Origin of the sequence: Avibacterium volantium, assembly GCF_900635775.1 — a bacterium.
Lineage (GTDB): Bacteria > Pseudomonadota > Gammaproteobacteria > Enterobacterales > Pasteurellaceae > Avibacterium > Avibacterium volantium.
Genome location: NZ_LR134167.1, coordinates 1525994 through 1546963, shown reverse-complemented (window position 1 = coordinate 1546963; position 20970 = coordinate 1525994). Strand labels below are relative to the sequence as shown.

14 protein-coding genes and 2 tRNA genes are annotated in these 20970 nt (G+C 40.3%); 11 read left to right on the top strand and 5 right to left on the bottom strand.

Annotated features, from left to right (window positions below; genetic code table 11):
• Positions 1 to 88: 88 nt before the first annotated feature.
• Positions 89 to 322 (bottom strand): hypothetical protein, encoded by a 234-nt coding sequence (locus ELZ61_RS07445; RefSeq protein ID WP_126372584.1) that lies wholly within the window; start codon positions 320 to 322, stop codon positions 89 to 91.
• A gap of 204 nt (positions 323 to 526) precedes the next feature.
• Here ELZ61_RS07445 and sppA point away from each other — a divergent pair, with 204 nt between their 5' ends.
• Positions 527 to 2383 (top strand): signal peptide peptidase SppA, encoded by a 1857-nt coding sequence (gene sppA / locus ELZ61_RS07440; RefSeq protein ID WP_422386269.1) that lies wholly within the window; start codon positions 527 to 529, stop codon positions 2381 to 2383.
• Positions 2384 to 2473: 90 nt separating this feature from the next.
• On the opposite strand, the gene ELZ61_RS07435 is transcribed toward sppA, so the two are convergent.
• On the bottom strand, positions 2474 to 3379 hold the full coding sequence (locus tag ELZ61_RS07435; RefSeq protein ID WP_103854906.1) for a LysR family transcriptional regulator: 906 nt from the start codon (positions 3377 to 3379) through the stop codon (positions 2474 to 2476).
• 101 nt (positions 3380 to 3480) lie between these two features.
• Between ELZ61_RS07435 and topA the strand changes: the two genes are divergently transcribed.
• Positions 3481 to 6087 (top strand): type I DNA topoisomerase, encoded by a 2607-nt coding sequence (gene topA / locus ELZ61_RS07430; protein WP_126372579.1) that lies wholly within the window; start codon positions 3481 to 3483, stop codon positions 6085 to 6087.
• Positions 6088 to 6352: 265 nt separating this feature from the next.
• On the opposite strand, the gene ELZ61_RS07425 is transcribed toward topA, so the two are convergent.
• From ELZ61_RS07425 to orn, 3 genes are all read right to left on the bottom strand, one after another.
• Positions 6353 to 6428: transfer RNA gene (locus tag ELZ61_RS07425), tRNA-Gly, on the bottom strand.
• Between the two features lie 15 nt (positions 6429 to 6443).
• Positions 6444 to 6519: transfer RNA gene (locus ELZ61_RS07420), tRNA-Gly, on the bottom strand.
• Between the two features lie 132 nt (positions 6520 to 6651).
• On the bottom strand, positions 6652 to 7200 hold the full coding sequence (gene orn / locus ELZ61_RS07415; protein WP_103855353.1) for an oligoribonuclease: 549 nt from the start codon (positions 7198 to 7200) through the stop codon (positions 6652 to 6654).
• 80 nt (positions 7201 to 7280) lie between these two features.
• Here orn and rsgA point away from each other — a divergent pair, with 80 nt between their 5' ends.
• From rsgA to ELZ61_RS07370, 9 genes are all read left to right on the top strand, one after another.
• Positions 7281 to 8336, top strand: coding sequence for a small ribosomal subunit biogenesis GTPase RsgA (gene rsgA, locus ELZ61_RS07410; protein ID WP_126372577.1), 1056 nt, complete (start codon positions 7281 to 7283; stop codon positions 8334 to 8336).
• A gap of 220 nt (positions 8337 to 8556) precedes the next feature.
• A complete protein-coding gene (gene ptsH / locus ELZ61_RS07405) occupies positions 8557 to 8814 on the top strand; it encodes a phosphocarrier protein Hpr (protein ID WP_100295592.1) in 258 nt (85 codons plus the stop codon).
• A 98-nt stretch (positions 8815 to 8912) separates the two neighbouring features.
• Positions 8913 to 10640 carry a phosphoenolpyruvate-protein phosphotransferase PtsI gene (gene ptsI, locus ELZ61_RS07400; RefSeq protein WP_126372575.1) on the top strand — a complete coding sequence of 576 codons (1728 nt, stop codon included), beginning with the start codon at positions 8913 to 8915 and terminating at the stop codon, positions 10638 to 10640.
• A 62-nt stretch (positions 10641 to 10702) separates the two neighbouring features.
• Positions 10703 to 11203: a PTS glucose transporter subunit IIA gene (crr, locus tag ELZ61_RS07395; RefSeq protein WP_115249718.1), complete on the top strand. Its 501-nt coding sequence runs from the start codon at positions 10703 to 10705 to the stop codon at positions 11201 to 11203.
• A gap of 273 nt (positions 11204 to 11476) precedes the next feature.
• On the top strand, positions 11477 to 14140 hold the full coding sequence (aceE, locus tag ELZ61_RS07390; protein ID WP_103852901.1) for a pyruvate dehydrogenase (acetyl-transferring), homodimeric type: 2664 nt from the start codon (positions 11477 to 11479) through the stop codon (positions 14138 to 14140).
• A gap of 51 nt (positions 14141 to 14191) precedes the next feature.
• On the top strand, positions 14192 to 16075 hold the full coding sequence (aceF, locus tag ELZ61_RS07385) for a pyruvate dehydrogenase complex dihydrolipoyllysine-residue acetyltransferase (RefSeq protein ID WP_126372573.1): 1884 nt from the start codon (positions 14192 to 14194) through the stop codon (positions 16073 to 16075).
• A gap of 86 nt (positions 16076 to 16161) precedes the next feature.
• Positions 16162 to 17586, top strand: coding sequence for a dihydrolipoyl dehydrogenase (gene lpdA / locus ELZ61_RS07380; RefSeq protein WP_126372571.1), 1425 nt, complete (start codon positions 16162 to 16164; stop codon positions 17584 to 17586).
• 191 nt (positions 17587 to 17777) lie between these two features.
• Positions 17778 to 19463, top strand: coding sequence for a solute:sodium symporter family transporter (locus ELZ61_RS07375; RefSeq protein ID WP_126372569.1), 1686 nt, complete (start codon positions 17778 to 17780; stop codon positions 19461 to 19463).
• 3 nt (positions 19464 to 19466) lie between these two features.
• Positions 19467 to 20915, top strand: coding sequence for a sulfatase family protein (locus ELZ61_RS07370; protein WP_126372567.1), 1449 nt, complete (start codon positions 19467 to 19469; stop codon positions 20913 to 20915).
• Positions 20916 to 20970 lie beyond the last annotated feature (55 nt).

The following is a 20970-nucleotide window of genomic DNA, read 5'->3' as shown; positions in this document are numbered from 1 at the left end:
TATCGGCTTCTTTTGCTGCGTGATTAATGCCTGCACCAAAAGCTAAAACTACAGCCAATAAAACTAATAATCCAATAGTAAGCTCCATTTAATCCCCCTTTGATAATTTAGGTTTGAGTTTTCGGAGCTGCTTTCCCACCAAAAGGGTAGCATAAGCAACAAACATTAATGTGAAACTACTTGCAATCTTAAATAGTATTCCATTCTGACCAAATATTATCACGGGGACTGCAAGTATCGCAACTTTGGCAATATCTTCTACCATTTTTGCCCAAGCTTCTAAGGTTTCCACTTCGATCGGGCGTTTGAATAAATTTAACATTGGGTTCTCCTTGTGCAGGGGAAACCATAGCAAAACCTTTTGAAGTGCGGTGATTTTTTAGTGAGTTTTGCGATCCAGATCGAGAAAACAGCTCAAAGCGGATAAAAACAGGCATTCTGGAAAGAATTATTCGCATTTGGGTGTTAATCTGTTTATGATACGCCTCTCAAATAAAATCAAAAAATAAGGAAATCTATGAAATCGCTGATGAAACTAGGCTCTATGCTGTGGCGAGGATTAAATTTTGTGCGCAATGTTGTGATGAATTTAGTCTTTCTTGTTTTTGTGCTGTTTCTTTTTGCGGTAGTGAGTTTGCTCACGAATGCAAATAAAGAAGCCCAAGCGCCACTGAGTGCAGATGAAGGCGCGTTATTGCTGAATTTAGATGGATATTTAGCGGATAATCGTGAAGAAATTCACTCTTTGCAAGATTTGTTGAAAGAAGTGGATTCTCAATATGTGCCGCGTCAAATTTCTACCTTTGATTTGGTGTATAGCATTCGCTCTGCGGTGAATGATCCACGCATTAAAGGCTTGGTGTTAGATCTGAATCGTTTTGAAGGGGCTGATTTGCCTGCAATTAAATATGTGGGCAAGGCGATTAATCAGTTTAAGCAAAGTGGTAAGCCGGTGATTGCTTATGCGGATAGCTATACGCAAAAACAATATGTACTCGCGAGCTATGCCGATGAAATTTATCTCAACCCGATTGGTGCAGTGGAAATTCAAGGCTTGGCGCTGGAAAACCTGTATTACAAAGATTTGCTCGACAAGCTAAAAATCACGCCACATATTTTCCGTGTAGGGACGTATAAATCTGCCGTTGAGCCGTTTTTGCGTAATGATATGTCGGCAGAAGCCAGAGCCAATATGCAACGCTGGTTAAGCACAATGTGGACGGATTATAAAACGCTGATCGCAAACAATCGTGAAATCCCTGCTGATAATGTCTTACCTGAAGCGGAGCAATATTTTGCGAATTTGAAAGCCTTAAATGGGGATTTGACGGCTTATGCCCAACAGCAAAAATTTGTGACGCAACTTGCCGATCGTTTTACTTTAGAACAAAAACTCACCGCACTTTTTGGCAAAAATGCAGAGGGTAAAGCAAAATTGTTGCCGTTTGATCGCTATTTGGCAGATTTACCTGATCGCATTGAAGGGGAAGGTAAAACACGCATTGCGGTGGTCAATGTCGAGGGCGCAATTATTGACGGTGAAACCGATGACAATGGTGTTGGCGGTGATACGATTGCCACATTGCTGCGTCAGGCTTATGAAGATGAAAAAATCAAAGCCGTGATTTTGCGTGTAAATAGCCCTGGTGGCAGTGCCTTTGCGTCAGAAATTATCCGTCAGGAAATTGTGCATTTACAGCAAGCAGGCAAGCCAGTGGTGGTATCAATGGGAGCAATGGCCGCTTCAGGTGGTTACTGGATTTCTAGCACGGCGGATTATATTTTAGCTGATGCAGATACCATTACGGGGTCAATCGGTATTTTTGCGATGTTTCCAACCTTTGAGAAAGCTGTGGCAGAAATTGGCGTGAATGCTGATGGTGTTGCCACTTCGCCATTAAGCAAACAATCTGCTTTTAGTGGCATCTCCAAAGTAAAAAGTGATCTTTATCAACTGGAAATTGAACAGGGTTACGATAAATTCCTTTCTCTTGTCAGCAAAGGCCGTCAGCTAGCTAAAACAGACGTAGATAAAATCGCACAAGGTCAAGTGTGGTTGGGATCGGAAGCCTTACAAAATAAATTGGTGGACGAACTCGGCGATTTTGATCGTGCGGTGGAAAAAGCAAAGGAATTAGCTAAAGCAAAACAAAGTGAGCAAAGTTCGGAAGAATTTAGCGTGGAATGGTTAATTGAACGCAATGATTCTATGCTTGATGCCTTGGTGAAAAGCTTTGGCAAAGGCGCGCAACAGCAATTATTCAGTGCGCTTGGCTTGGCAAAACCGTTCAATGAAGTAAAACAACAGCTCAACCAACTGAGCCAATTTAACGATCCTAAAGGACAGTATTTATACTGTATTAATTGCGGGACGTTACGCTAAAAATTATTTTCCCCTTTTATGCAAATAGAAGGGGAAAATTTTTAAAAATTGCACCGCACTTTTTATTTCTTTTTATTTCTATTATTTCTTCTATTTATTGCTAGCGGTTTCTTGGCATAATCCAAGTTGACTTAAAAAGTCCACAAAAGCTTTCACTTTCGCCGCCAAATGACGGCGGTGGGGATAGACAATATTCATATCAATCTGATGTTGCGGATAGTCAGCCAGCACTTCCACCAATTCCCCTGAGGCTAATTCATTTTCAATCAGAAAACGTGGTAAATTCACAATGCCGAGTCCTGATTTTGCCAGTTCTGCTAAGGCTAAGCCACTGTTGCACATTACATCAGCCTGTACGCGCAAGCGTTCAATTCTTGTGCCGTTGATAAATTCCCAAAATACTTGATTGTTATTGGATTTATACAGCATTATTTTGTGTTGATAGAGTTCTTCTGGCGTTTGTGGAATACCCTTTTTAGCGAAATAATCGGGCGATCCCACAATGTGCATTGTTGAACTCGCAATTTTTTTCGCCACCAGCGAACTGTCTTGCAAATTGCCAATGCGTAAAGCGAGATCAAAGCCTTCGGTGATTAAATCCACTAAACGATCGTTAAATTCAATGTCCACTTCAAGATCAGGATTGGCGTGTAAGAATAAGCCCAAATTAGGCGCAATAAAACGCAAGCCAAAATCCCGCGGCACGGAAATATGTAGCTTGCCTTGTAATGCACTAGCAAGATTGCTGATACTGGCTTCGGCATCTTGCAATTCTGCCAGAATAGGTTGGCAACGTTGGTAATAAAGCAGCCCCGCTTCAGTAGGCACAATCTTTCTGGTGGTGCGTTGTAAAAGGCGTGTTTTTAGCTGTTCTTCCAGTTGTGAAACTAGCTTACTCGCCATTGCTACTGAAATATTTTGTTGTATTGCCGTTTGGGTAAAACTTTGCGTTTCCACCACTTTACAAAAGACAGAAATTGCATTGAGTTTATCCATTTATTCTTCCTTTTTTAAAAAAATGATTGACCAATCCACAGATAGTCCGCAATATATCGGGCAATTTTACACAAGTTAGCAGAAATTAGGTAAAGAAAAAGATGAGTAAATCTTTAGTGATTGTGGAGTCGCCAGCCAAGGCGAAAACCATTAATAAGTATTTAGGAAAGGATTATATAGTGAAATCCAGCGTAGGGCATATTTGCGATTTACCTACCGCTGGAATGAGTACTGGTGAAAAAGCCAAGGCAATTTCTACTAAAGGATTAAGCCCCGAAGAAAAGCAAGCCATTAAGCAAGAAAAAGAACGTAATGCCTTGGTGAAGCGTATGGGGATCGATCCTTATCACGATTGGAAAGCCAATTACCAAATTTTACCGGGTAAAGAAAAAGTGGTGGCGGAGCTGAAATCGTTGGCGAAAAAAGCGGATCATATTTACCTTGCCACCGATTTGGATAGAGAAGGGGAAGCCATTGCTTGGCATTTGCGTGAAGTGATTGGCGGTGATGATGATCGCTTTAGCCGTGTGGTATTCAACGAGATCACCAAAAATGCCATCACTCAAGCCTTTGAACACCCTGAACATCTCAATATGGATCGCGTTAATGCCCAACAAACACGCCGTTTTCTTGATCGCGTGGTGGGCTTTATGGTGTCGCCATTATTATGGAAGAAAGTGGCGCGCGGCTTATCAGCAGGGCGTGTGCAATCGGTCGCGGTGAAATTATTAGTAGAACGCGAGCGTGAGATCAAAGCTTTCCAACCTGAAGAATATTGGGAAGTGGCGGTGCAAACGGAAACCGCACAGAAAATTGGTTTGCGTCTTGATGTAACCAGTTTTAAAGGGAAAAAATTTGAGCCGAAGAATGCACAACAAGCGCAAAGTGCGGTGGATTTTTTACAAAAATCTGACTATATCGTTTCTGATTTAGAAACCAAGCCAACTAGCTCTAAACCGAAAGCACCATTTATTACTTCAACCTTGCAACAAACCGCAAGTACTCGCCTTAATTTTGGCGTGAAAAAAACAATGATGCTGGCGCAGCGTTTGTATGAAGCAGGTTATATTACCTATATGCGTACCGATAGCACTAATTTGAGTAAAGATGCGTTAAATATGGTGCGTGATTATATCGGTTCAAATTATGGTGATGCCTATTTGCCGGCTAAGCCGAATTTTTATTCGAGCAAAGATAATGCGCAAGAGGCGCACGAAGCTATTCGTCCTTCTGATGTGCGTGTGTTGGCTGCTGATGTGCAAGGAATGGATAAAGATGCGGTGCGTTTATACGATCTCATTTGGCGTCAATTTGTGGCTTGCCAAATGCCTGCCGCACAATATGATAGCTCTACGCTCACGGTAACGGCGGGCGATTACGGTCTGAAAGCCAAAGGACGTATTTTACGTTTTGACGGTTGGACGAAAGTGTTACCACCAATGAGCAAAAGTGCTGAAGATCAAGTGCTGCCAGCAGTTGCGGTGAACGATCAGCTAAATTTAAAAGAAGTGATTCCACAGCAACATTTCACCAAGCCGCCTGCGCGCTTTACCGAAGCTGCACTGGTAAAAGAGCTGGAAAAACGCGGAATTGGTCGCCCTTCTACTTATGCCGCGATCATTTCAACCATTCAAGATCGTGGTTATGTGCGGGTGGAAAATCGCCGTTTTTATGCGGAAAAAATGGGGGAGATTGTTACCGATCGCCTTAACCAATCGTTTACCGATTTAATGAATTATGATTTCACCGCCAATATGGAAGATGTGCTAGACCAAATTGCCAACGGTGAAAAAAATTGGAAAGCGGAATTAAATCAATTCTTTAAAGATTTTTCTGCACAGCTGAGCCAAGCCGAATTAGATGAGCTAGAAGGCGGAATGAAGCCAAATAGCCTTGTGCTAACCGATATTAAATGCCCAACTTGTGGTCGCCCAATGGCGATTCGTACTGCAAGCACTGGCGTATTCTTAGGCTGTTCAGGCTATGCTTTACCACCAAAAGAGCGGTGCAAAACGACAATAAATTTAATTCCAGAAGCCGAATTATTAAATGTGCTGGACGAGGCTTCTGAAACCAAAGCCCTAATGGATCGCAAACGTTGCCCGAAATGTGGCACGGCAATGGATAGCTATATTATTGATCCGCAAAGAAAACTTTATGTGTGCGGAAATAATCCAAATTGTGATGGCTATGTGGTGGAGCAAGGCGAGTTTAAGATTAAAGGTTATGACGGCCCAGTGGTGGAATGTGATAAGTGTGGCGCAGATATGCACTTAAAACTGGGGCGTTTTGGCAAATATATGGCTTGTATCCAATGTGATAACACGCGCAAAATCTTAAAAAATGGCGAAGTTGCGCCACCAAAAGAAGAGCCAGTACATTTCCCAGAGCTAAAATGTGAAAATTCTGATGCGTATTTTGTATTGCGTGATGGCGCAAGTGGCGTGTTTATGTCTGCGCATAATTTCCCGAAATCTCGTGAAACTCGTGCAGCTAAAGTGGCAGAATTGGCGTTATATCGTGATCGCCTGCCTGAAAAATTGCAATATTTAGCCGATGCGCCACAGAAAGATCCTGAAGGCAACGAGGCCATCGTTCGCTTTAGCCGTAAGGAAAAACGTCAATATATTACCTCTGAAAAAAATGGCAAAGCCACAAAATGGCGTGCTGATTATATTGACGGAAAATGGGTTGAGAATGGTAAATAACCCTTTGATATAGAAGTTATTTTGTGAAAAGGCGATATTAATCAGCTAGAAAGTGCGGTGGAAAATTTGGCGTTTTTCTACCGCACTTTTCTTTTTCTGCTTTTATTCTCTTTTTGTTTGTTTTTTCTAGAAAAATATTTTTCTATATTAATTTGAAATGTTCAGTTTTGGCTATCGCTTTTTCATTAGTAAAAAGCAGATAATAAGAAAGAATAAAAAAGATAAATAGAAAAAGTTTGCTAATTAATAAAATATTAGAAAAATTTGGAGCGGGAAACGAGGCTCGAACTCGCGACCCCAACCTTGGCAAGGTTGTGCTCTACCAACTGAGCTATTCCCGCAAGAGATAAGGAGATTGGAGCGGGAAACGAGGCTCGAACTCGCGACCCCGACCTTGGCAAGGTCGTGCTCTACCAACTGAGCTATTCCCGCATATTCCGTAAGGAACGGGGCGTATTATACGAAAAATTTTTACGCCCGCAAGTAAAATTATAAAAAATTTGATTGCTTGTTTAGTTATTGATCAGAAAGCGAGATTTTTCCTATTTCCTAGCAATAAATAAGCTAAGGCATTTTGATAAAATGCTCACGATAATAAGCCAGCTCAGCAATAGATTCACGAATATCATCTAAAGCAAGATGGGTATTTTTTTTACTAAAGCCTTTTAACATTTCAGGATTCCAACGCGATCCAAGTTCTTTCAAGGTGCTGACATCAAGGTGGCGATAATGAAAATAGTCTGCGAGTTCAGGCATATATTTGAATAAAAAGCGTTTATCTTGTGCAACGCTGTTGCCACAAATTGGCGATGCACCTTTAGGCACCCATTTTTTTAGGAAATCTAAAGTTTGTAATTCCGCGGCACGTTCGGTGAGTTTGCTTTGCTTTACGCGTTCAATTAAACCATTTTCACTATGGGTTTTCTGACACCAAGCGTTCATTTTTGCCAGTAAGCTATCGGGTTGATGAATAGCAAGCACAGGGCCTTCTGCAAGAATATTGAGATCTTTATCGGTTACAATGGTGGCAATTTCAATGATGCGTTCTTTTTCGGGATCTAAGCCCGTCATTTCTAAGTCAATCCAAATAAGGTTTTGTTTATCTAATTGCATTAGGGTATCCTATGTGAGTTTTATTTTGATGAGTTCAGAATATTTTAACCGAAAACCAACCGCACTTTAAGGATTTATCTTTGAGCAAACAAAAATTAACTTACAATCAGCAGCGTAGAATTCGTTCTAATAATGCAAAAACATTACAACGTCACAAATCCAGAAATGATGATATTCAGTGGCAAGATGAAATGCTTGGCCCAACGCAAGAAGGTACAGTGGTAACCCGTTATTCTTTGCACGCCGATGTGGAAAATGAGCAAGGTGAAATTTTCCGCTGTAATTTACGCCGCACTTTGGCAAATTTAGTGGTTGGCGACAGAGTGCTGTGGCGTAAAGGCAGCGAGCAGTTACAAGGGGTGAGCGGTGTAATTGAAGCCATTCACCCACGTAAAAATGAAATTACACGCCCTGATTATTACGATGGCTTAAAAGTGATCGCGGCAAATATTGATCGCATTATTATTGTGTCCGCAGTGGTGCCTGAGTTGTCTTGGAATATTGTCGATCGCTATTTGGTAGTGTGTGAAAATGCGAAAATCCCTGCGGTGATCGTGATTAATAAAGCTGATTTATTATCGGAAACCCAGCGTGCAGCAGTGGAAAAACAACTTAAGGTTTATGAAAAAATTGGCTATCAAACACTAATGATTTCTGCTAAAACAGGCGAAAATATGCAAAATCTCACCGCACTTTTATCGCAAGGCACGTCCATTTTTGTGGGGCAATCAGGGGTAGGCAAATCCAGTTTAATCAACAGCATTTTACCTGATGTGAATGCACAGGTTGGTGCGGTGAGCGAGGGAACAGGATTAGGCCGCCACACCACCACCTCTTCTCGTCTTTATCATTTACCGCAAGGCGGCGATCTGATTGATTCACCGGGGATTCGTGAGTTTGGTTTATGGCATTTGGACGCAGATCAAATTACGAAAGGATACCGTGAATTTCAATATGTGCTAGGCACTTGTAAATTTAGGGATTGTAAACATTTGAATGATCCGGGGTGTGCGTTGCGTGAAGCGGTTGAGCAAGGAAAAATCGATCCCGTAAGATTTAAAAACTATCATAATTTAATTGAAAGTTTATCTGAAACAAAGGGGCATAGACACTTCTTCACACAGGACAATGGTTAAATAAAGGTTAATAACCGAATAAAAAAACGCCGCTTTAAGTGTTTTTTTGTGACTTAGTTCAAATTTTGTGGCGATTGGGGTTGATTATTGTTGTGTTAAGTTGAATACTATTTCAAGATTTATTTTTAGAGATGAAATAAATACATAATTGAACGGTAATCTTTACCGTTTGGTTTCAGATCAAGATTTATACTCAAACAATTATTAAGAGGATTTTACTATGTACTCAAAAGATGTTGAAATTATTGCTCCAAATGGTTTACATACTCGCCCTGCGGCTCAGTTTGTAAAAGAAGCGAAAGCCTTTGCTTCTGACATCACTGTAACTTCTGGTGGCAAAAGTGCAAGTGCAAAAAGCCTTTTTAAATTACAAACTTTAGGTTTAACACAAGGAACGGTGATCACCATTTCTGCTGAAGGCGAAGATGAGCAAAAAGCAGTAGATCATTTAGTCGCTTTAATTCCTACATTAGAGTAATCATACCATTAGCCACAAATTTCACTTTCAAAGGAAAGTCTGTTTGTGGCTATTGTTCTATTTATAGCCAGATTTAATTATTAGTTCGGAAGGTCACTATGATTTCAGGTATTCCAGCATCCCCCGGCATTGTTTTCGGTAAAGCACTTGTTTTAAAAGAAGAAAAAATCGTACTTGATACGCAAAAAATTCAAGACGATCAAGTTGAAGCTGAGGTTGCACGTTTTTATCAAGGACGTAATGCAGCCGTTGAGCAATTAACCGCAATTAAAGATCGTGCTTATGCTTCATTAGGTGAAGATAAAGCGGCAATCTTTGAAGGCCATTTAATGATTTTGGAAGATGAGGAATTAGAAGAAGAAATCATTGATTATTTACGTTCTAATAAAGTAAATGCTGGCGTTGCTGCAAGCACGATTATTGATCAGCAAGTGGCAATGTTGTCAGAAATTGATGACGAATATTTAAAAGAGCGTGCAGGGGATATTCGTGATATTGGTAATCGCTTAATCAAGAATATTTTAGGTATGCACATTGTTGATCTTGGTGAGATCAACGAAGAGGCTATTCTTGTTGCTTATGACTTAACGCCATCAGAAACCGCGCAGCTTAACCTTGATAAAGTGCTTGGTTTTATTACTGATATTGGTGGCAGAACTTCTCATACTTCAATTATGGCACGTTCATTAGAATTGCCAGCGATTGTGGGGACAAACACTGTTACTCAGCAAGTGAATACAGGCGATTTCTTAATTCTTGATGCGGTGAATAATCGTGTTTATGTGAATCCAAGCCAAGAAGAAATCGATCGCTTAAAAGCGTTAGAAGCACAATTAGCCGAAGAAAAAGCTGAATTAGCGAAATTGAAAGATCTGCCAGCGCTCACTTTAGACGGTCATCGCGTTGATGTGGTAGCAAACATTGGTACAATTCGCGATGTGGAAGGGGCAGATCGTAACGGTGCGGAAGGCGTAGGCTTATATCGTACAGAATTCTTATTTATGGATCGCGATCAGCTTCCAACGGAAGAAGAACAATTTATCGCTTATAAAGAAGTTGTTGAAGCGATGAATGGCCGTTTAGTGGTATTAAGAACAATGGATATTGGTGGTGATAAAGAGTTACCTTACTTAAATCTACCAAAAGAAATGAATCCATTCTTAGGCTGGCGTGCTATTCGTATTGCCCTAGATCGTAAAGAAATTTTACACGCGCAATTAAGAGCAGTATTAAGAGCATCAGCTTTCGGTAAATTGGCTGTTATGTTCCCAATGATTATTTCTGTGGAAGAAATTCGTACACTAAAAGCAGAAATTGAAGTATTAAAAGCGCAGCTACGCAATGAAGGCAAGGCTTTTGACGAGAACATTCAAATTGGTGTGATGGTGGAAACCCCGTCAGCGGCTGTGAATGCGAAATTCTTAGCGAAAGAAGTGGATTTCTTCAGTATTGGTACAAACGATTTAACCCAATATACTCTTGCGGTGGATCGTGGTAACGAATTAATTTCTCATTTATATAACCCAATGACCCCATCTGTATTGAGCTTAATCAAACAGGTGATTGATGCTTCCCACGCCGAAGGTAAATGGACAGGTATGTGTGGTGAGCTAGCGGGTGATGAAAGAGCAACCTTATTGCTACTTGGTATGGGCTTAGACGAGTTTAGTATGAGTGCAATTTCAGTGCCAAGAATTAAAAAATTAATCCGCAATGTAAACTATCAAGATGCGAAATTGCTTGCTGATAAAGCGCTCGAACAGCCAACAGCAGCAGATATTGAAAAATTGGTTGCAGACTTTTTAGCAGAAAATGCGTTAAACTAGATACCAATTATTCAAGTTTTGGGCTAGAATAGCCCAAACATTCACTTAGTAGGAGACTAAAAATGGGTTTTTTTGATAAATTATTTGGTTCAAAAAGCAATAAAACCGTTGAAGTAGAGATTTATGCACCGCTTTCAGGTGATATTGTGAACATTGAAGATGTACCAGATGTTGTTTTCTCAGAAAAAATTGTTGGTGATGGTATTGCAATTCGCCCAACAGGTAACAAACTTGTAGCCCCTGTTGATGGTGTTGTAGGTAAAATCTTTGAAACCAATCACGCTTTCTCAATGGAATCTACCGATGGTGTGGAATTATTCGTTCACTTTGGTATTGATACCGTTGAATTAAAAGGTGAAGGTTTCAGACGCGTTGCTGAAGAAGGTCAAACCGTTAAACGTGGTGATACCATTATTGAATTAGATTTAGAATTACTTGAAGCCAAAGCAAAATCAGTGCTTACCCCTGTAGTGATTTCTAATATGGATGAAATTAGCCATATTGAGAAAAAGACAGGCGAAGTTGTTGCTGGCGAATCAGTTGTTCTTGTGGTGAAAAAATAAATCATCTTATTAAAAAAACCCATTCTATTGGTTCAGTAGAATGGGTTTTTTGTTATAAATAACTTTATTTTGGTAGATGATTTTTGAAAAGTGCGGTGATTATTTAGTGTATTTTTCAAAGAATCTTATACTTTTTATAAATTTTGTTAAATATTTGTAAACGGGTTTTAATAGTTGTAAAATAGCCTAGATATAGGTATTAGTTATCCATTCGTTGTTCAGTTTCGTCTAGAAATTGAACTTAACTTCAACTTAACAAATAAGGAAAAGACTATGTCAGAAATGTTAAGAAATGACGTAGATCCAGTCGAAACCAATGATTGGTTATTGGCGATCGATTCAGTAATTCGTGAAGAAGGTGTTGAAAGAGCACAGTTTATTATTGAGCAATTAATGCAGCACGCTCGTGCAAATTCAGTATCTTTACCAACAGGTGTTACCACAGATTATATTAATACTATCCCTGTTGAAGAAGAGCCGAACTATCCAGGTAATTTAGATCTTGAGCGCCGTATTCGTAGTGCGATTCGTTGGAATGCAATTATGATGGTATTAAGAGCTTCTAAGAAAGATTTAGAGCTTGGCGGCCATATGTCATCTTTCCAATCTTCTGCGACAATCTATGAAGTTTGTTTCAACCATTTCTTTAAAGCGCGTACCGAAAAAAATGGCGGCGACTTAGTTTTCTTCCAAGGTCATATTTCTCCGGGAATTTATGCGCGTGCTTTCGTTGAAGGTCGTTTAACTGAAGAGCAATTAGATAATTTCCGTCAAGAAGTTCACGGAAAAGGCCTTTCTTCTTACCCACACCCTAAATTAATGCCTGAATTCTGGCAATTCCCTACAGTATCAATGGGTCTTGGGCCATTGAATGCTATTTATCAAGCACGTTTCTTAAAATACTTACATAACCGTGGCTTGAAAGACACTGCAGATCAAACCGTTTACGCATTCTTAGGTGATGGCGAAATGGACGAAGTAGAATCTCGTGGTGGTCTTGCTTTCGCAGCGCGTGAAAAATTAGATAACCTTGTTTTCGTGATCAACTGTAACTTACAACGTTTAGACGGTCCAGTAACAGGTAACGGTAAAATTATCCAAGAATTAGAAGCACAATTTAACGGTTGTGGCTGGGAAGTGATCAAAGTTGTTTGGGGTCGCCGTTGGGATCGTTTATTACAACGTGATACGTCAGGCAAATTATTACAATTAATGATGGAAGTGGTTGATGGCGACTATCAAACCTTCAAAGCAAAAGATGGTGCTTATGTACGCAAACACTTCTTTGGTCGTTACCCTGAAACTGAAGCCTTAGTGGCAGAAATGACAGATGATGAAATTTGGGCATTAAACCGTGGTGGTCACGATCCATTAAAAGTTTTCGCTGCATTCAATAAAGCAAAACAAGTTAAAGACAAACCAGTTGTATTGCTTGTGAAAACCATCAAAGGTTATGGTATGGGTGATGCCGCTGAAGGTAAAAACATCGCTCACCAAGTTAAGAAAATGGATATGTCGGGTGTTAAACACGTTCGTGATCGTTTCAATATTGCGGTATCTGATGAAGATATTGAGAAATTACCATACATCAAGTTTGAAGAAGGTTCAGAAGAGTACAAATATCTTCACGAGCGCCGTCAAGCATTAAATGGTTATTTACCAACCCGTGCGCCGCGCTTTACTCACGAACTTGAAGTGCCAGCGTTAGAAGAGTTTGCGCAATTATTTGAAGCACAATCTCGCCCAATTTCAACCACAATGGCGTTTGTTCGTTCATTAAACGTATTGTTGAAAAATAAATCTGTGGGCAAACACATTGTGCCAATTATCGCAGACGAAGCGCGTACTTTCGGTATGGAAGGTTTATTCCGTCAAATCGGTATTTATAACCCACACGGACAAAACTACACCCCGCAAGATCGCGAACAAGTTTCTTACTATCGTGAAGCCATTGATGGTCAAGTGTTACAAGAAGGCATTAACGAACAAGGTGCAACAGCGTCTTGGATTGCCGCAGCAACTTCTTACAGCACAAACAACGTTCCAATGATTCCATTCTTTGTGTATTACTCAATGTTTGGTTTCCAACGTGTAGGCGATTTAATGTGGTTAGCAGGCGACCAACGTGCGCGTGGCTTTATGATCGGTGGTACATCAGGCCGTACAACATTGAACGGTGAAGGTTTACAACACGAAGATGGCCAAAGCCATATTCAATCAGCGGTAATTCCAAACTGTATCTCTTATGATCCAGCTTTCGCCTTTGAAGTACCAGTGATTATCCAAGACGGTGTTCGCCGTATGTACGGGCCAGAACAAGAAGATGTGTACTACTACATCACAACCTTAAACGAAACTTATGACCAACCAGCAATGCCAAAAGGTGCAGAAGAAGGTATCCGTAAAGGTATCTATAAATTCGAAACGGTAACTGGCCAAGGTAAAGGTAAAGTTCAATTATTAGGTTCTGGTGCGATTTTACGCCACGTTCGTGAAGCAGCGAAATTACTTGCAGATGATTTCGGCGTAACTTCTGATGTATATAGCGTAACTTCATTTACTGAAGTAGCGCGTGATGGTGCTGATGTAGAACGTTGGAACTTATTACACCCTGAAGCTGAGCCAAGAACAGCATACATTGCTCAAGTGATGAATGATGCGCCAGCGGTGGCTGCAACAGATTACATCAAACTTTATGCTGAACAAGTGCGTGCATTTGTTCCAGCGCAAAGCTATCGCGTTTTAGGTACTGACGGTTTTGGTCGTTCAGATAGCCGTGAAAACTTACGCGAGCATTTTGAAGTGAATGCACATTATGTGGTAATCGCAGCATTAACTGAGCTTGTTAAACAAGGTATCTTTGACAAGAAAGTGGTTGCAGATGCAATTGCAAAATATGGCATTGATGCAGATAAAATTAACCCACTTTACGCATAATTAACATCGCTCCCCTTGCTTTGGTAGGGGGAGTTTTGAGGAAAAAAGAAAATGGCTAAAGAAATTCAAATTCCAGATATTGGTGGCGATGAAGTAACCGTTACCGAAGTAATGGTAAAAGCAGGTGACACGGTTGAAGTTGATCAATCAGTAATTAATGTTGAAGGCGATAAAGCATCAATGGAAGTACCTTCACCAGAAGCTGGTGTAATTAAAGAAGTATTAGTAAAAGTTGGCGATAAAGTTTCAACTGGTACACCAATGTTTATTTTAGAAGGGGCAGCAGCTGCACCAGCACCTGCCGCTGAAGAAAAAGCTGCAGCACCAGCAGCACCGCAAAGTGCGGGTGGTTCTGTGATTGAAATTCACGTTCCAGATATCGGTGGCGATGAAGTAAACGTAACTGAAATTTTAGTAAACGTAGGCGATAGCGTTGCAGAAGAGCAATCTATCTTAAACGTAGAAGGCGATAAAGCTTCTATGGAAGTGCCTGCACCTGTGGCTGGTGTGGTAAAAGAAATTCTTATCAAAGTAGGTGATAAAGTTTCAACGGGTTCATTAGTGATGAAATTTGAAACCACTGCCGCAGCGCCAGCTGCTGAAGCACCAGCAGCACCTGCAGCAGTATCTGGTGGCGTACAAGATGTTCACGTTCCAGATATTGGCGGTGATGAAGTAAACGTAACTGAAATTATGGTTGCTGTGGGGGATAGCGTTTCTGAAGAGCAATCATTAATCACTGTTGAGGGCGACAAAGCTTCAATGGAAGTTCCTGCACCATTTGCCGGTGTAGTGAAAGAAATCTTAGTGAAATCAGGGGATAAAGTTTCAACTGGTTCATTAATTATGCGTTTTGAAGTAGCGGGTTCAGCACCTGCAGCAGCCCCAGCGGCTCAACCAGCAGCGACAGCACCTGCACAAACTCAAGCGGCAGCACCTGCTGCGCCAGTACAATCAGCGCAGCCTGCTAACCAAGCAGAAGTTACAGCAAGTGCAAGTTTTGCTCACGCAACCCCTGTGGTTCGCCGTTTAGCTCGTGAGTTTGGGGTAAACCTAGATAAAGTGAAAGGAACAGGCCGTAAAGGTCGTATCCTGAAAGAAGACGTTCAAGCCTATGTGAAAGCCGCGGTGAAAGCGGTAGAAAGCGGTTCTGTATCTGCAGCATCAACAGGTGCAGCGAATGGTGCAGGTTTAGGCTTACTCCCTTGGCCGAAAGTGGACTTCAGCAAATTCGGTGAAGTAGAACAAGTTGAATTAGGCCGTATCCAAAAAATCTCTGGTGCAAACTTACACCGTAACTGGGTAATGATTCCACACGTAACACAATGGGATAAAGCAGACATCACAGATTTAGAGCAATTCCGTAAAGAGCAAAATGTGCTTGCGGAAAAACAAAAACTTGATGTAAAAATCACCCCACTTGTGTTTATTATGAAAGCGGTAGCGAAAGCCTTAGAAGCTTACCCACGCTTTAATAGCTCATTATCTGAAGATGCACAAAGCTTGATCTTGAAAAAATACATCAACATTGGTGTAGCGGTAGATACACCAAACGGCTTAGTTGTGCCTGTATTTAAAGATGTAAACAAAAAAGGCATCATCGAGCTTTCACGTGAATTAGCCGAAATCTCGAAAAAAGCACGTGCAGGTAAATTAACCGCATCTGATATGCAAGGTGGTTGTTTCACCATTTCAAGCCTAGGCGGTATTGGCGGTACACAATTTACCCCAATCGTGAATGCGCCAGAAGTGGCTATTTTAGGTGTGTCTAAATCTGAAATGACACCAGTGTGGAACGGTAAAGAATTCACCCCACGCTTAATGTTACCATTATCGCTCTCTTACGATCACCGTGTGATCGATGGGGCAGACGGTGCAAGATTTATCACCTTCATCAATGGCGTATTAAGCGACCTTCGCCGTTTAGTAATGTAATTTCCTTAGCGTTTCTCATTGATAATGGGAAACGCTGTTTAGTTAAAGTGCGGTGTAAAAATCGCAACAATTTAACGAGGTAAAAAATGAATAAAGAGATTAAAACACAAGTTGTTGTACTTGGTGCAGGCCCAGCAGGTTATTCTGCGGCATTCCGTTGTGCGGACTTAGGCTTGGATACCGTTATCGTTGAACGTTATTCAACCCTTGGTGGGGTGTGCTTGAATGTGGGTTGTATCCCATCTAAAGCCTTATTACACGTTGCCAAAGTCATTGAAGAAGCAAAATCTTTAGCAGAACACGGTATCGTGTTTGGCGAACCACAAACTGACATTGACAAAATCCGTGGTTGGAAAGAAAAAGTAATCAACCAATTAACCGGCGGCTTAGCTGGAATGGCTAAAATGCGTAAAGTGCAAGTGGTAAATGGTTACGGTAAATTCTCAGGCCCTAACACCATTATCGTTGCAGGCGATGAAGGGGAAACCACTATTCATTTTGATAATGCTATTATCGCAGCAGGTTCACGTCCAATTCAATTACCATTTATCCCACACGAAGATCCACGCATTTGGGATTCAACAGACGCACTTAAATTAAAAGAAGTGCCGAAAAACCTATTAATTATGGGCGGTGGTATTATCGGTCTTGAAATGGGTACGGTATATCACGCACTCGGTTCTAACATTGACGTAGTAGAAATGTTTGATCAAGTGATCCCAGCAGCGGATAAAGATATTGTTCAAATCTACACTAAACGTATCGAGAAGAAATTCAACTTATTACTTGAAACCAAAGTAACCGCAGTTGAAGCGAAAGAAGACGGTATTTATGTCTCAATGGAAGGCAAAGCAGCGAACGAAACACGCCGTTATGATGCTGTATTAGTGGCAATCGGTCGTACACCAAATGGTAAATTGATCGATGCCAATGTCGCTGGTGTAGAAGTGGACGATCGCGGCTTTATCCATACAGATAAACAAATGCGTACCAACGTACCACACATCTTCGCGATTGGTGATATTGTGGGACAACCAATGCTTGCTCACAAAGGCGTACACGAAGGCCACGTTGCAGCAGAAGTTATTGCAGGACAAAAACACTATTTCAATCCGAAAGTGATTCCATCTATCGCATACACTGAGCCAGAAGTGGCTTGGGTAGGTAAAACCGAGAAAGAATGTAAAGCCGAAGGCATTAACTACGAAGTGGCGAAATTCCCTTGGGCAGCGTCAGGTCGTGCAATCGCCTCTGACTGTGCAGATGGTTTAACCAAATTGATCTTCGATAAAGACACTCACCGCATTATCGGTGGTGCAATTGTTGGAACAAACGGTGGTGAATTGCTAGGTGAAATCGGCCTTGCCATTGAAATGGGTTGTGATGCAGAAGATCTTGCATTAACTATCCACGCTCACCCAACCTTACACGAATCTGTGGGCTTAGCGGCAGAAGTGTTTGAAGGTTCAATCACGGATTTACCGAATCCGAAAGCGAAAAAGAAAAAATAATTTTCTAAGTTCTTCTCAAAAGCCTTTCTGATGAAAGGCTTTTTTATGCGAAAAAGAATGTTTATTTAATTCTAATTAAACTGAAAGATTTGTGATCAATATCACAGCCAAAGTATGACTACTGTCATAGGCACTTTATTGTAAATAGACTAATCTCATTATGAGTTTAATCTGCTAATAGGGAGGAAGTGATGTTTCTGACAGTTTTCAGTTTTATTATTGTCACTGGCTTTGTTGCTTGGATTTCTTGGCGGAAAACCAGAAATGATGATTTATCAACAGCTAAAGGATATTTTCTTGCTGGACGAGGGTTGAGTGCAGTTGTCATTGGTTGTTCAATGGTATTAACTTCACTTTCTACTGAACAATTAATTGGTGTCAATGCCAATTCCTATAAAGGCAATTTTTCTATTATTGCTTGGACGGTTCAATCAGTCATTCCGCTTTGTTTTTTGGCTTTGTATTTATTACCGAAATATATTCGCAATGGCTACACGACAATTCCAGAATTCTTTGAAAGCCGTTTTGATCGTCAAACACGCTTAATAATGTCAGGGTTATTTTTAGTATTCTATTTATTTATCGTTATTCCCACCGCACTTTATACAGGGGCAATTGCCTTCAATAAAATCTTCAATTTAGAAACCGTATTTGGAATTAGCTATGGTGAATCTATTGTTTATACCGTAATGGCGATAGGTTTTATTGGTGCGATTTACGCTATTTTTGGTGGCTTAAAAGCGGTGGCAGTATCAGATACGGCGAATGCAATTATCCTTATAATTGGGGCTATTCTAGTACCAATTTTTGCCTTAATTTATTTAGGCAATGGCAGTTTTATGGAAGGCTTGCATATTATTGGTACAACGCACGTTGAAAAATTTAATGCTATTGGTAGTGCGACAGATGCTGTACCTTGGCCAGCAATGTTTACGGGGATTTTGATCGTAAACTTTTTCTATTGGACAACTAATCAAGCGATTGTGCAACGTGCATTAGGTGCGAAAGATTTAAAAGCAGGGCAAAAAGGGATTTTAATTGCTGCGCTTTTCTTGCTCTTATTGCCGATTATTCTTAATTTACCAGGTTTGCTGAGTTTCCATATTTTAGGTGAAGGACTAAATCCAATTGATTTATCTTATCCTGAATTAGTTAATCGCGTTTTGCCAACAGTCCTACAAGGCTTCTTTATTGCGGCTTTATTTGGGGCAATTTTAAGTACATTCAATTCATTCTTAAATTCAGCAGCAACAATTTATTGTAAAGACTTATTGCCTTCACTAACCAAAAGAACCTTTAGTGAAACTGAATTAATTGTTTATGCGAAAAAAGTCTCGGCAGTCATGGCAGTTATCACCATCATTATTGGACCATTGCTTATGTTTGGTACAGATGGCATTTTCTTACTGACTAAACGTTTTGCAGGTTTTGTGAATATTCCTATTGTTGCACTATTTGCAGTGGGATTATTCAATAAAACTGTATCGGGACTAGCAGCGCGTATTGCCTTATTGGTACATGTTATTTTATATTTCCTTATTGTTTGGGTATTTAATGTAAAAGTGAATTTTGTGTATGTAATGGCTGCACTATTCGTTTTTGATGTCGTATTAATGCTAGTATTAGGTTCGTTCTTACGCAGAAAAACACCTTATGTTGATAATGTGTCAAACCAAAGTAATGTAGATTTAAGCAACTGGGAATATGTTAATATCACTGTGGCATCTCTTGCATTAGGTTTAGTTTCTCTTTATGCGTTGCTTTCTCCAATTGGGCTTGCTTCAGAAAATGGTAAACCACTTTGGGTACTTGCTGCCTACGCAATTCTTCAAGTGATTTTATTTGTGGTAATTGGTCGAAATAAGAAAAAGGTGTAACCAATGAAAAATGTCATTTATATTCTTTTAGATCAAGTTAGAAAAGATATGCTTGGTACTTATGGACATAAGATTGTAAAAACCCCGAATTTAGATCGTTTAGCGAGAGAAGGTGTTCGTTTTGATAATGCCTTCACGCCAGCTTCCGTTTGTGGCCCAGCCAGAACATCGCTCTTTACAGGGCAAATGCCTTCTACCCATGGCATTATTCGAAATGGTGAGAAGGGCGGAACAGGCGAAATTCCCGTAGAACAGCCGCATATCGGAAAACTAGATGGCTATAATTGCTATGTTGCAGGAAAATGGCACGTTGGTACGAGATCTGTTCCGAGAGATTACGGCATTAAAGGGCATAATTTTGACGGATATGGCTACCCAGGCAGCCACGTTTATAAAAATTTAGTGTTTGATCAAGCGCCTACCCAGCCGAATCGTTACCCTGAATGGCTTGCAGAAAAAGGCTTCCCTACGCCAGAAGTCAGCCTAGCTTATTTTGGTGATAACCCACATTTAAGAGTACAAGAATTGTGTGGTTTACTTTCAGGAACAAAAGAACAGACGATTCCCTATTTTATTATTGATGAAGCGAAAAGCTTTATTTTAGAATCTCTTGCTGAGCATAAGCCTTTCTTTACTTGGATTAATTTCTGGGGGCCGCATACGCCTTGCATTGTTCCTGAGCCTTATTATTCAATGTATGATCCAAAAGATGTCGTCCTTGATGAAAGTTTCTTTAAACCTTTAGAAGGTAAACCCGGCCATTATCGTACCATTTCTAAAATGTGGGGAATGTGGGAAGCAAGTGAAGAACGTTGGAAGGAAGTGATCACCAAATTCTGGGGGTATATCACCTTAATTGATGATGCTATCGGTGAATTATTTGACTTCCTTGAAAAACATAATCTTTATCAGGATTGTTTTATTGTTGCCACCGCAGATCACGGCGATGCAATGGGCGCACATAGAATGATTGAAAAAGGTGAGTTTATGTTTGATACTACCTACAATATTCCACTGATTATTAAAGATCCTGAATCTTCACGTATCAATGAAGTGGACGATAATTTAGTTTATCTGCACGATTTGACTTCAACGGTGTTTGATGTTGCTGGGCAAGCTGTTCCAGAAACTTTCCAAGGCGAAAGCCTATTGCCTATTTTGCGAGAAAATAAATCCAATGATCGTAAGGGAGTATTAGCTCAACTTGCAGGGCATTTTGTTTATTTTGAACAGAGAATGTGGCGTAGGAAAGATTATAAATTGGTCTTCAATGCAAGTGATGTAGGAGAGTTGTATGATGTTCTTAACGATCCTGAAGAATTACAGAACCTGTTTTACGATCCTGACTATCGTTTAATTAAAAAAGAAATGCTAGAAGAAATGCGAGCGGAAATGCAGCGATTAAAGGATCCATTAGAAAACTGGGTATATCGTATTATTAATGAGATCTAACTCTTCTAAATAAGAACCAAAAGAAAAAGTGCGGTGAAAAAATTTTTGATTTTTT